Here is a 12,806-nt window from a genome sequence, read left to right on the forward strand (position 1 = left end):
GCCCCCGGGAGCCGGGCCCCCGAACCGGGGCCACGGGAACGAACCCGTCCACCGATCGCGTTGTGAACCACGGGGGTGCCTATGACGCGCACTGACGAAGACATCCACGGGACCGGCACCGGCGGCCTGCTCAGCCGGGACGGCCTGCCCGCCTGGCTGGGCCCCGTCGACCGGGCCGCCCGCACGGTCGAGCCCGAGCAGCTGAGCCGCTTCCTGCCGCCCGCGAGCGGGGCCGGCCGCCAGTCCGCCGTCCTCGTCCTCTTCGGCGAGGGCGAGCGCGGACCCGAGCTGCTCCTCATGGAGCGGTCCGGCACCCTCCGCTCGCACGCCGGGCAGCCCTCCTTCCCCGGCGGCGCCCTCGACCCCGAGGACGGCGACCCGGCCGACGGCGGGCTGCTGCGCGCCGCCCTCCGCGAGGCCCGGGAGGAGACCGGCCTCGACCCCTCCGGCGTCCAGCTCTTCGGCGTACTGCCCCGGCTCTACATCCCGGTCAGCGGCTTCGTCGTCACCCCCGTCCTCGGCTGGTGGCGCACCCCCAGCCCGGTCGGGGTCGTCGACCCCGGCGAGACCGCGCGGGTCTTCACCGTGCCCGTGGCGGATCTCACGGACCCCGCGAACCGCGCGACCACCCTCCACCCGAGCGGCCACCAGGGCCCCGCGTTCCTCGTCGCATCCGCTCTGGTCTGGGGTTTTACCGCCGGAGTGATCGACCGGCTACTCCACTTCGCCGGCTGGGAGCGCCCCTGGGACCGCACGAGACAGGTCCCGCTCGACTGGCGCTCATGACAGGCTGACCTTCGGTGCGGGTCCGGCCTCGGTCGTGCTCGCCCCGGGCGACCGGAAACGAATCTGCGAGGCTACTGACGGTGAACGTGCTGGACATCCTGTTGCTGGTCGCCGCCGTCTGGTTCGCGATCATCGGCTACCGCCAGGGATTCGTGGTCGGCATCCTCTCGGTGCTCGGGTTCCTCGGCGGCGGCCTCGTCGCGGTCCTGCTGCTCCCGATCCTCTGGGACCAGCTGACCGACAACAGCGAGGTGTCGACCTCGGCGACGGTCGTCTTCGTGATGGTCGTCATCATCTGCGCCTCGGTCGGCCAGGCGTTCACCACCCACCTCGGCAACAAGCTGCGCCGGTTCATCACCTGGTCGCCCGCGCGCGCCCTCGACGCCACCGGCGGCGCCCTGGTCAACGTGGTCGCCATGCTCCTGGTGGCCTGGCTCATCGGCTCCGCCCTGGCCGGCACCACACTGCCCACGCTGGGCAAGGAGGTGCGCAACTCGAAGGTGCTCCTCGGCGTGTCGCGGGTGATGCCGGATCAGACGTCCACCTGGTTCGCCAACTTCAGCTCGACGCTCGCCCGCAGCGGCTTCCCCCAGGTCTTCAGCCCGTTCGCGAACGAGCCCATCACCGAGGTGCTGCCCCCGGACCCGGCCCTCGCCCGCAGCCCCGTCGCCGAACGCGCCCAGCGCTCCATCGTCAAGGTCGTCGGCACCGCCCAGAGCTGCGGCAAGGTCCTCGAAGGCACCGGCTTCGTCTTCGCCGACCGCCGGATCATGACCAACGCCCACGTCGTCGGCGGCGTCGACGAGCCGACCGTCCAGATAGGCGGCGAGGGCAGGCTCTACGACGCCAAGGTCGTCCTCTACGACTGGCAGCGCGACATCGCCGTCCTGGACGTGCCGGACCTCAAGGCCGCGCCGCTGACCTTCACCGACGAGGCCGCCCGCAGCGGCGACGACGCGATCGTCGCCGGCTTCCCGGAGAACGGCTCGTACGACGTGCGATCGGCGCGCGTCCGGGGCCGCATCAGCCCCACCGGGCCCGACATCTACCACCGTGACCAGGTCCGCAGGGAGGTCTACTCGCTGTACACGACGGTCCGGCAGGGGAACTCCGGTGGCCCGCTCCTCACCGAGGACGGCGAGGTGTACGGCGTGATCTTCGCCCGATCCCTCGACGACGCGAACACCGGATACGCCCTGACGGTCGACGAGATCCGCGAGGACATCGAGCGCGGCCGGACGGCCAACCAGCAGGTCGACACCCAGGCCTGCGCCCTGTAGGCCCCCCAGGGGCCCTCGGGTCAGTCGCGGGGATGCCGGAGCCGGGCCGAGACCCAGCGGGCCCGGCGGCGCAGGATGCGCGAGATCCCCACCTCTGGCACGGCGTGCGCGCGGCCCTGGTCCTGTGGGGCGCCCCTCTCCCGGGAGGCCGGCCCCGTGGCCGAGCGGCGGTCGCGTGCTGTGTCACTGTAGTCGTGCGTCCAGCCCATACTTCGACGTCTGCCCGGGGCCCAAGGTCGGTAACCGCCCGGGGGCCCGCCAATTGGAGTATGCGCCGGGCACATGGCCGTTCGAGGGACATCCGTGCCCCTCGCGGAGGGTGAGGGCGCGTCAGCGGTCGGGCTCGGGGTCCTTCAGCCAGTTGACGAGCTCCGTGGAGAAGGCCACCGGGTCCTCTTCGTGCGGGAAGTGCCCCAGGCCGTCGAAGAGCCGCCAGCGGTACGGCGCTTCCACGTACTCGCCCGAACCGGCGGCGCTGCGGGTCCGCATCACCGGGTCCATCGAGCCGTGCAGATGCAGCGTCGGTACCCGTACCGGCCGCTTCATGCGCCGGTTGAACTGGATGCCGTCCGGGCGGGCCAGGGACCGCACCATCCAGCGGTACGGCTCGATCGAGCAGTGCGCCGTCGACGGGACGCACATCGCCCGCCGGTACACCTCGATCGCCTCGTCGTCGACCGGCTTCGGCCCCGACCAGTCCCGGATCAGTTCGCCGACCAGCGCCGCGTCGTCCGCGACGAGCTGACGCTCCGGCAGCCACGGCCGCTGGAAGCCCCAGATGTGCGAGCCGGCCCGTGACTGGGCGAAGTCCGACAGCATCGCCGAGCGCCAGCGGCGCGGGTGCGGCATCGAGGAGACCACCAGGCGGCGCACCAGCTTGGGCCGCATCACGGCCGCCGTCCAGGCGAGGTAGCCGCCCAGGTCGTGCCCGACGAGCGCCGCGTCGGGCTCGCCGAGGGAGCGGACCACACCGGTGATGTCGAGGGCCAGGTTGGCGGGGTCGTAACCCCGGGGCGTGCGGTCGCTGCCGCCCACCCCGCGCAGGTCCATCGCGACGGCCCGGAACCCCGCCTCGGCGAGGGCGGGCAGCTGGTGGCGCCAGGTCCACCAGAACTGCGGGAAGCCGTGCAGGAGCAGCACCAGCGGGCCGTCGCCCATCTCGGCGATGTGGAACCTGGCGCCGTTGGCCGCCACGTCGCGATGGGTCCACGGCCCGTCGAGCCGTACGGGCCCGGCGTTGCCGTTGCTGCTCTCGGGGAGGGTCATACGGACGAGCGTGCCACAGTGGAGGCCTTGTCGAGGGCCGGCCTCTGCGTCGGGCGGGGGTGCGGCTTCGCGTTCTGCATGATCGCCGCCGTCTGCTTGGCGGAGGCGATGGACTTCTCCGGCGGCTTGACCTTCTTGAACTTGGCGTAAGCGATCAGGCCGAGCAGCACCGCGAGCAGCACGTTGAAGGCGAAGGACAGCAGGAAGCACCAGACGAGGTTCCAGCCCCCGTTGCCGTTGTGCCCACCGGTCCAGGTGTTGATGGCGTACGCGAGCGCGAAGCTCAGCATCGGCAGCGAGAACAGCAGCACGACGAGGGCACCGATGCCCATGATGCTGCCGAACGCACCGCGCTTGACGTCCTGTCGGATCTCGGCCTTGGCCAGGGCGATCTCGTCGTGCACCAGTGCGGACATCTCGGCGGTCGCCGAGGCGACCAGCTGGCCGAGGCTGCGTTCCGTGCCGTCGAACGGGTCGCTCATCGCTGCTCCCTCTCCTTCTGTCTACGGTCCGACTCAGATCATGCCGGACGGTCGGTCCGGTCGCGCGATGCCCCCGCCAGTTGGGCGCGCTCCCTGTGTTCGGCGGCCTTCTTCTCGTAGATCTCCGCCATCCGGAGGTGGTACTCCGGATTGTCCTGCTCGTAGATGTCGGGGATGCCGTCGTGGTCGTCGTCGCGCTCCTCGTCGGCGCAGATCGCCTGGTACCTGCGGACCCGCAGCTTCAGCAGGATCGAGGCGAGCACGGCGGCGATGAGCGAGCCGATCAGGACCGCGGCCTTCACCTCGTCGGTGAGGACGGTGTCCCCGGCGAAGGCGAGTTCGCCGATGAGGAGCGAGACCGTGAAGCCGATCCCGGCGAGCGTGGCGACGGCGAACACGTCCGGCCACGACAGGTCGGGGTTGAGCTCCGCACGGGTGAACCGGGCGGTGAGCCAGGTGCCGCCGAAGATGCCGACGGCCTTGCCTACGACGAGGCCGAGGACGACGCCGAGGGTCACCGGCTGGGTGAAGACGTCGCGGAGCGCGCCGCCGGAGACGCTCACACCGGCGGAGAAGAGCGCGAAGAGGGGGACGGCGAGGCCCGCCGAGACCGGGCGCACCAGGTGCTCGATGCGCTCGCCGGGGGAGTGCTCCTCGCCTTCCCGGGTGGTGCAGCGCAGCATCAGGCCCATGGCGACACCGGCGATGGTGGCGTGGACGCCGCTGTTGTACATCAGGCCCCAGATGACCAGGGCGAGCGGCACGTACACGTACCAGCCGCGGACGCCCTTGCGGAGCAGCAGCCAGAAGACGGCGAGGCCGGCGAAGGCGCCGCCGAGAGCGGCGAAGTCCAGGTCGCTGGTGAAGAAGATCGCGATGATCAGGATCGCGAAGAGGTCGTCGACGACGGCGAGGGTCAGCAGGAAGGCGCGCAGCGCGGACGGCAGCGAGGTGCCGATGACGGCGAGGACGGCGAGCGCGAACGCGATGTCGGTCGCGGTGGGCACGGCCCAGCCGTCCGGCGAGCCGTTGCCGAGGGTGTTGACCAGGGTGTAGACGAGGGCGGGCGCGGCCATGCCGCAGAGCGCGGCGATGACGGGCAGCGCGGCGGCCCGGGGGTCGCGCAGCTCGCCCGCGACGAGTTCGCGCTTGAGCTCGATGCCGGCGACGAAGAAGAAGATCGCGAGGAGTCCGTCGGCGGCCCAGTGCTGGATCGACAGGTCGAGGCCGAGGGCGGCCGGTCCTATGTGGAAGTTTTGTGCGGATTTATAGCTCTCGCTCAGCGGCGAGTTGGCCCAGACGAGGGCGGCGACGGCGGCGACGAGGAGCAGTACGCCGCCGACGGTCTCCGTGCGCAGGGCGTCGGCCAGGTACCGCCGCTCGGGCAGGGGGAGCAGTCCGAGGAACTTGCGGTCGGTGGGCGCAGACACGTGGGAGACCTCCGTCGGGCAGGCAGGGCGAAGCACATGCCGACCAGACTTCCCGGCGCACCTAGGTCTTACTGACGCGTTCCTGACGCGGTCTTTACCTTACCTAACGAGCGTGGGGTTGTGTCCGGCGAGATTCACTTTAGGGAGAATCGCCGCTTTCGTCCCGCCGGGCGAGGGGTGAGCCCGAGCGCCCGACCCTGGGTGCGCCTACCCCGGAGGTACGCGTTGCCTGCCCCTGGGGGTACGCGTCACCCGCCCTTGGGGATACGCGACGCCTGCCCCTGGGGGTACGCGTGAGCGCCCGCCCCGAACCGTCCGGGGCGGGCGCTCACGTCGTACGGCCGCTGCGGCTCAGTCCTCGCTGGAGGCGTCCGGCAGCTGGGTCTGGATGAGCGACATGACCGAGGAGTCGGTCAGCGTGGTGACGTCGCCGAGCTCCCGGTTCTCCGCCACGTCGCGCAGCAGACGGCGCATGATCTTGCCCGAGCGGGTCTTCGGCAGCTCCGCCACGGGCAGGACCCGCTTCGGCTTGGCGATCGGGCCGAGCGTCGCGCCCACGTGGTTGCGCAGGTCGGCGACGAGGTTCTCGTCCTGGCTCGCGGTGCCGCGCAGGATGACGAAGGCGACGATGGCCTGACCGGTCGTCTCGTCGGCGGCGCCGACGACGGCCGCTTCGGCGACGGACGGGTGCGACACCAGGGCCGACTCGACCTCGGTCGTCGAGATGTTGTGGCCCGAGACGAGCATGACGTCGTCGACCCGGCCGAGCAGCCAGATGTCGCCGTCGTCGTCCTTCTTGGCGCCGTCACCGGCGAAGTACTTGCCCTCGAAGCGGGACCAGTACGTGTCGATGTAGCGCTGGTCGTCGCCCCAGATGGTGCGGAGCATCGACGGCCACGGCTCGGTGAGGACGAGATATCCGCCGCCGCCGTTCGGGACCTCGTTCGCCTCGTCGTCCACGACGGTGGCGGAGATGCCCGGCAGCGGACGCTGGGCGGAGCCCGGCTTGGTCTCGGTGACGCCGGGCAGCGGCGAGATCATCATCGCGCCGGTCTCGGTCTGCCACCAGGTGTCCACGATCGGGGTCTTGCCCGCGCCGATGTGCTCGCGGTACCAGACCCAGGCCTCGGGGTTGATCGGCTCGCCGACCGAGCCGAGCACGCGGAGGCTGGACAGGTCGAACTTCGCGGGGATGTCGTCTCCCCACTTCATGAAGGTGCGGATCGCGGTGGGCGCCGTGTAGAGGATCGTGACGCCGTACTTCTGCACGATCTCCCAGAACCGGCCCTGGTGCGGGGTGTCCGGGGTGCCCTCGTACATGACCTGCGTCGCGCCGTTGGCCAGCGGGCCGTAGACGATGTACGAGTGGCCGGTGACCCAGCCGATGTCGGCGGTGCACCAGTAGACGTCGGTCTCCGGCTTGAGGTCGAAGACGGCGTGGTGGGTGTACGCGGCCTGGGTGAGGTAGCCGCCGGAGGTGTGCAGGATGCCCTTCGGCTTCCCCGTGGTGCCGGAGGTGTAGAGGATGAAGAGCGGGTGCTCCGCGTCGAAGGCCTCCGGGGTGTGCTCCGCGGACTGGCGGGTGACGATGTCGTCCCACCACACGTCGCGGCCCTCGGTGAAGGCGGTCTCCTGGCCCGTGCGGCGGACCACGAGGACGTGCTCGACCTGCGGGCACTTGGCGACGGCCTCGTCGATGGCGGGCTTCAGGGCGCTCGGCTTGCCGCGGCGGTAGCCGCCGTCGGCGGTGACGACCACCTTGGCGTCGGCGTCCTGGATGCGCGAGGCCACGGCGTCGGCCGAGAAGCCGCCGAAGACCACCGAGTGGGCCGCGCCGACGCGGGCGCAGGCCAGCATCGTGATGGCCGCCTCGGGGATCATCGGGAGGTACACGGCGACCCGGTCGCCCTTGCCGACGCCCAGCTCGGTCAGGGCGTTGGCGGCCTTGGAGACCTCGTCCTTGAGCTCGGCGTAGGTGATGGCGCGGCTGTCGCCCGGCTCGCCCTCGAAGTGGATGGCGACCCGGTCGCCGTGGCCGGCCTCGACGTGCCGGTCGACGCAGTTGTACGCCACGTTCAGCTCGCCGTCCGCGAACCACTTGGCGAACGGCGGGTTCGACCAGTCGAGGGTCTCGGTCGGCTCGGTGGCCCAGGTCAGACGCTTGGCCTGCTCGGCCCAGAAGCCCAGCCTGTCCGCCTTGGCCTGCTCGTACGCCTCCGCCGTCACGTTGGCGTGCGCGGCCAGCTCGGCGGGCGGCGCGAAGCGGCGCTCTTCCCGGAGCAGATTGGCCAGGCTTTCGTTGCTCACGACATCTCCCTTTCCCAGGGCGTCCTCTGTACTTATGTGTCCCGTGTCATAGCTCACCAGTCAGATGCCCGGGTGACAAGAGCCTCCAGGTAATTGGTTTAGACCTGTGAGCCGCCAGACGTACGGTGGCCCCTTGCTCCCGAGCGGTGGGAGAAAGGGGCCACACAGTCTCACGGACGGCCGGAGCCGATGGTTCAGGACGCGCGGTGGCGCGTTCCCGCGCCGGAGAGTGGCGCGATCCCGAGCGCCGGTTCAGGACGCCTGTGCCGTCTCCAGATAATCCGTCGGCAGCACTTGGGTGAAGACGTCGTCGTAGCTGTGGACCTCGTCCGCGTCGGCGAGCAGATAGGCCTGCGCCTCGCCCACGTGGAAGTACACGCCGTGCAGCGTGAGCGTCCCCTCGGCCAGCCGGCGCGCCACCGGCTCGTACGCCCGCAGGTGCTCCAGCTGCTGGACCACGTTGGTCAGGCAGAGCTGCTCGACCGCGTCGGCCGGCAGCCGCCCGGAGATCCGGGCCCAGGCGTGCCGTCGGCTCGCCATCCGCTCCAGGCTCGGCCGGCCGTGGCGCAGCCAGCGGCGGAGCGGTGTGGGCGGGTCGTCGGGACCGGCGTTCAGCAGGGCCTGCATCGCGCCGCAGCCGGAGTGGCCGCAGACGGTGATCGAGTCGACCCGGAGCACGTCCACCGCGTACTCGATCGCCGCCGCGACCGAGTCGTCCCCGCTCTCCTCGCCGGGGAGCGGCACGAGGTTGCCGACGTTGCGCACGGTGAAGAGGTCGCCGGGGCCGCTCGACGTGATCATGCTCGTGACGAGCCGGGAGTCGGCGCAGGTCAGGAAGAGCTGCGAGGGGCTCTGGCCCTCCCGGGCGAGCCGCGCGAGCTCGTCCCGGACGAGCGGGGCGGTGTTCCGCTGGAACTTGCCGATGCCGCTCGCCAGGTGCAGCCCCGTCGTCCGCTCGGGGGCGTCGCTCGCTGCCCGCTCGACCGGCTGCTCCCCGCACTGGTGGTTGTGCCAGGGCGTCCAGGGGCGGCAGCAGGAGTGCGAGGCGGAGGCGGTGACCGGGGCGGGCTCGGCGATCCGGACGCCGGAGGGGCCGGTCGTCTCGACCGTGCCGCCGTGGGCGAGGTGCCCGGCGGTCCAGTCGCTCAGCGTCTCGTAGGCCGCGTGGTCCATGAAGGACCCGTCCAGCTCGACCACCACGTCGGACCCGTGCGGCAGTTGGTGCAGCGCCCGGCTCAGCCGGGGGACGGCCAGGAAGGTCAGCTGGCCCCGCACGCGCAGCAGCTGGCGCCCGTCCCGCTCCTCCTGCGTGATGCGGGTGCGCGCGAGCCGGTTCAGGGCCACCGCGATGGCCACGGCGATGCCGAGGGCGACGCCCTCAAGGAGCCCGACGAGGACGACACCCGTCAGCGTCACCGCGTAGACCACGACCTCGCGGTGCCGGGTGACCGTACGGATGTGGGTGATGCTGACCATCTGGATGCCGACCACCATGACGAGGGCGGCGAGCGCGGGCAGCGGGATCAGGTCGAGCACCGGCACGAGCAGCAGGGCCGCGAGCACGATCCACAGGCCGTGCAGCATCGTCGAGGCCCGACTGACCGCACCCGCCGAGACGTTGGCGACGCTGCGGACCGCGACCCCGGCGATCGGCAGCCCGCCGAGGGCGCCCGAGAGCACGTTCGCCGCGCCCTGGCCGGCGAGTTCTCGGTCGAGGCGGGAACGCGGGACGCCCTGGGCGCCGCCCGGACGGCCGGCGACGAGCTTGTCGACCGCGACGGCGGAGAGCAGCGACTGCACGCTGGTGACCAGCGTGATGGTGAGCACGCCGGCCGCGATGCCGAGGACCGGGCCCTCGGGCAGCCCGGGCAGGGCGTGGCTGCTCCAGGACGGCAGGTCGACGCGGGGGACGGAGAGCCCGGCGAACGCCGCCACCGCCGTCGCCCCGGCCACCGCGACGAGCGCGGCCGGAACCTTCCGCGCGAGCCGTCCGGCCCGGCCCGGCAGCCGCGGCCAGCAGAGCAGGGCGGCCACGGTGAGGGCGCTGATGCCGAGCGCGGCCGGGTGGACGTGAGCCAACTGGGCGGGCAGGCCCAGGGCGTTGTCCACGGTGGAGCTCTGCGGGGTGCCGCCGAGCACGATGTGGAGCTGCGCGAGGGCGATGGTGACGCCGATGCCGGCCAGCATGCCGTGCACGATGGCGGGGGAGACGGCGAGCGCGGAACGGGCCACCCGCAGGGCCGAGAGCCCCAGTTGGGCGAGGCCCGCGAGGACGGTGATGGCGCAGGTGGTGCGCCAGCCGTACAGCTGGATCAGTTCGGCGGTCACGACGGTGAGGCCGGCGGCGGGGCCGCTCACCTGGAGCGGCGAGCCGCCGAAGCGGCCGGCCACGATGCCGCCGACGGCGGCGGCGACGAGTCCGGACTGGAGCGGGGCTCCGGTGGCGAGTGCGATGCCCAGGGAGAGCGGCAGCGCGATCAGGAAGACGGCGACCGAGGCGGACAGGTCGGCGCCGGCGATGCGGAAGCGGCGTGGTCCGTCCGGCGGGCTGTGGGGCCGCTGGACTCGGGGCCGGGTGGTCGTGCGGGCAGGGGTGCAGAGGGTCATGTTCCCGTCTCCTCCGGGGCAGCGCGGTCGCGGCTCGTGCGGGGTGATGCGGCGGGGACACCAAAGAGATAACTCTCGGTAAATGAAGAGTAATGGAGAGTAAAGACTGCGGCATTATTTTCGGGGCAAATAGGGCAATGATTCACCGGTTCCAGTGACAGAACGTGCCCGTGCCGCTTGTCGTTGACGCGCTCCGGTCCCGGCGGTGCGACGTTGACGCCGCTTGTAGGGAAATCTGAGGATCCGAGGAAAGGTGCGCGGATGACAGCCGCCGGGAGAACGACCACTGTCCAGAAGAGGGCGCTCGCCACCGGCGCCCTCGCGCTGGCTCTCGCCACCGGCCTCGCCGGCTGCTCGGGCGGCTCCGGCGGCACGGCCACGAAGGGCGTGCCGGGCGGCACCGGCGCCAAGAAGCCCCCCGCGGCGGCCCCCCAGGCCGCGCCCCGGCTGATCGGCGACGGCTCCACGGCCTTCACCGGCGCCCAGCCCCACCAGCCGGTCTGGCAGCGCCTCAAGCCGGGGGAGACCCCGCCGCAGTTCGTGGTCTTCTCCTGGGACGGCGCCGGCGAGGACAGCCAGAAGCTGTTCTCCCACTTCCGCGCGGTGGGCAAGAAGTACGACGCCAAGATGACGTACTTCCTCAGCGGCGTGTACCTGCTGCCCGAGGAGAAGCGGAACCTCTACGACCCGCCGCAGCACAGCGCGGGCCGCTCCGACATCGGCTTCAACGACACCGAGGGCATCCGCGCCACGGTCCGCGAACTGCGCGGCGCGTGGCAGGAGGGCAACGAGGTCGGCACCCACTTCAACGGGCACTTCTGCGGCGCCGAAGGCGGTGTCGGCAAGTGGTCCGTCGAGGAGTGGAAGAGCGAGATCAACCAGGCCAAGTCCTTCGTCAAGAACTGGAAGACCAACGCCGGCCTGCGCTCCGAGCAGCCGCTTCCCTTCGACTACGACAAGGAGCTCGTCGGCGCCCGCACCCCCTGCCTTGAAGGCCGGACGAACTTCGTCCAGGCGGCGGCGCAGATGGGCTTCCGCTACGACACCAGCGGCGTCAACGACCAGGTCTGGCCCAAGAAGGACCTGGGCATCTGGGACCTGTCGATGCAGCTCGTGCCGGTCCCCGGCCGGGCCTTCCAGACGCTCTCCATGGACTACAACTTCCTGGTCAACCAGTCACCCGGCACGACCCAGGGCGACCCCTCCCAGCAGGCCTACTGGGGCGACCAGATGCGCGACGGCCTGGTGCAGGCCTTCGAGCGCTCCTACCGGGGCAACCGGGCGCCGCTGATCATCGGCAACCACTTCGAGTCCTGGAACGGCGGCACGTACATGCGGGCCGTCGAGGAGACCATCGCCACCGTCTGCGTGCAGCGGGACGTCAAGTGCGTCTCCTTCCGCCAGCTCGCCGACTGGCTCGACGCCCAGGACCCCGACGTCATCGCCAAGATGCGCACCCTCAAGGTCGGCGAGGCCCCCGCCGGCGGCTGGAAGACCTTCCTCGCCCCCCAGCCCGCGGCCCCCGCCGGCGCCCCGGAGGGCGGCGTCCCGGCGGTCCCGGCGCCCGCCGTCAAGCAGGCTGAACGGCGCTGAGCCCTTCCGACAGCACGAACCCGGGGTCGACCTGCGAAGCCAGGTCGGCCCCGGTCTTGGCGTTGCCCCAGCTCTCCGCGTTGCGCAGGTGGAAGTGGACCATCTGGCGGGTGTAGCGGTCCCAGTCGCGGTGGGCGTACGAGTCGTCGGCCGCGTCCTGGAGGGCCTGGAGGGACATGCGGTTGTCCGCCTCCAGGAGCTCGAAGCGGGGCGGGCGGCCCTTCTCCATCGCGCGGACCCAGTCCGAGTGGCCGACCGTGACGAGCAGGTCCTCGCCGACCTCCTCGCGCAGGAAGTCGAGGTCGTCCCGACCCTGCACCTTGTTCCCGACGACCTTCAGCGCGACGCCGAAGTCCCGCGCGTACTCCTTGTACTGGCGGTAGACCGAGACGCCCTTGCGGGTCGGCTCGGCGACCAGGAACGTCATGTCGAAGCGGGTGAAGAGGCCGGAAGCGAAGGAGTCCGAGCCCGCGGTCATGTCGACGACCACGTACTCGTCGGCCCCGTCGACCAGGTGGTTGAGGCAGAGCTCCACCGCCCCGACCTTCGAGTGGTAGCAGGACACCCCGAGGTCCGCCTCGGTGAAGGGGCCGGTCGCCATCAGCCGGACGTCGCCGTCGTCGAGCGGCACCGGCCGGGCGCACGCCTCGTACACCGGGTTGTCCTCGCGGACCCGCAGCAGCCGCGAGCCCTCCCCGGGCGGTGTCGTCTTGATCATCGTGTCGGCGGAGACGATCCGGGGGTTGGAACCCCGCAGGTACTCCTTGATGAGCGGCAGGTGCGCGCCCATCGCGGGCAGCGCGGCGGCCTCCGCCTCGGACAGGCCGAGCGCGGCGCCGAGGTGCTGGTTGATGTCGGCGTCGACGGCGACGACCGGGGCTTCGTTGGCGGCGAGATGGCGGATGAAGAGCGAGGACAGCGTCGTCTTGCCGCTGCCGCCCTTCCCGACGAAAGCGATCTTCATGTTCACCTAGCGTAGTGGCACGATCGCGTGCCGTGGTCAAGGAGCGTGAAGAAGACCACTCCTTCGTGGGGCGGGCCCCCGGGGCGCGTAG

10 protein-coding genes are annotated in these 12,806 nt (G+C 71.4%); 3 read left to right on the forward strand and 7 right to left on the reverse strand.

Annotated elements, in window-relative coordinates; all coding sequences use genetic code 11:
• Positions 1–81 precede the first annotated feature (81 nt).
• Together ACFCY7_RS21010 and ACFCY7_RS21015 are read left to right on the forward strand one after the other, a co-directional pair.
• Complete coding sequence (locus tag ACFCY7_RS21010) at positions 82–786, forward strand: NUDIX hydrolase (RefSeq protein WP_376487273.1); 705 nt, start codon at positions 82–84, stop codon at positions 784–786.
• 80 nt (positions 787–866) lie between these two features.
• Positions 867–2,066 (forward strand): MarP family serine protease, encoded by a 1,200-nt coding sequence (locus tag ACFCY7_RS21015; RefSeq protein ID WP_376487275.1) that lies wholly within the window; start codon positions 867–869, stop codon positions 2,064–2,066.
• Between the two features lie 20 nt (positions 2,067–2,086).
• Here ACFCY7_RS21015 and ACFCY7_RS21020 read toward each other — a convergent pair whose 3' ends face one another.
• The 6 genes from ACFCY7_RS21020 to ACFCY7_RS21045 all read right to left on the reverse strand — a co-directional run bounded on the left by ACFCY7_RS21020 (position 2,087) and on the right by ACFCY7_RS21045 (position 10,158).
• Positions 2,087–2,275, reverse strand: a complete 189-nt coding sequence (locus ACFCY7_RS21020; protein ID WP_376487277.1) for a hypothetical protein — start codon at positions 2,273–2,275, stop codon at positions 2,087–2,089.
• 121 nt (positions 2,276–2,396) lie between these two features.
• Positions 2,397–3,332 carry an alpha/beta fold hydrolase gene (locus ACFCY7_RS21025; protein WP_376487279.1) on the reverse strand — a complete coding sequence of 312 codons (936 nt, stop codon included), beginning with the start codon at positions 3,330–3,332 and terminating at the stop codon, positions 2,397–2,399.
• Complete coding sequence (locus ACFCY7_RS21030) at positions 3,329–3,814, reverse strand: phage holin family protein (protein ID WP_376487281.1); 486 nt, start codon at positions 3,812–3,814, stop codon at positions 3,329–3,331. Before ACFCY7_RS21030 ends, ACFCY7_RS21025 begins: the two co-directional genes overlap by 4 nt.
• A 38-nt stretch (positions 3,815–3,852) precedes the next feature.
• Positions 3,853–5,244, reverse strand: coding sequence for a Na+/H+ antiporter NhaA (nhaA, locus tag ACFCY7_RS21035; protein WP_376487282.1), 1,392 nt, complete (start codon positions 5,242–5,244; stop codon positions 3,853–3,855).
• Positions 5,245–5,595: 351 nt separating this feature from the next.
• The gene (gene acs, locus ACFCY7_RS21040) at positions 5,596–7,551 is read right to left on the reverse strand and encodes an acetate--CoA ligase (protein ID WP_376487284.1); all 1,956 of its coding nucleotides are present in this window, start codon (positions 7,549–7,551) and stop codon (positions 5,596–5,598) included.
• A 252-nt stretch (positions 7,552–7,803) separates the two neighbouring features.
• Positions 7,804–10,158, reverse strand: a complete 2,355-nt coding sequence (locus ACFCY7_RS21045) for a SulP family inorganic anion transporter (protein ID WP_376487286.1) — start codon at positions 10,156–10,158, stop codon at positions 7,804–7,806.
• A 261-nt stretch (positions 10,159–10,419) separates the two neighbouring features.
• On the opposite strand from ACFCY7_RS21045, the gene ACFCY7_RS21050 reads away from it, so the two are divergent.
• Complete coding sequence (locus ACFCY7_RS21050) at positions 10,420–11,751, forward strand: hypothetical protein (protein WP_376487288.1); 1,332 nt, start codon at positions 10,420–10,422, stop codon at positions 11,749–11,751.
• Here ACFCY7_RS21050 and ACFCY7_RS21055 read toward each other — a convergent pair.
• Positions 11,729–12,715 (reverse strand): ATP-binding protein, encoded by a 987-nt coding sequence (locus tag ACFCY7_RS21055; RefSeq protein ID WP_376487290.1) that lies wholly within the window; start codon positions 12,713–12,715, stop codon positions 11,729–11,731. The genes ACFCY7_RS21050 and ACFCY7_RS21055 overlap by 23 nt on opposite strands.
• Positions 12,716–12,806 lie beyond the last annotated feature (91 nt).

Source organism: Streptomyces sp. NPDC056361, from assembly GCF_042262805.1.
GTDB lineage: Bacteria > Actinomycetota > Actinomycetes > Streptomycetales > Streptomycetaceae > Streptomyces.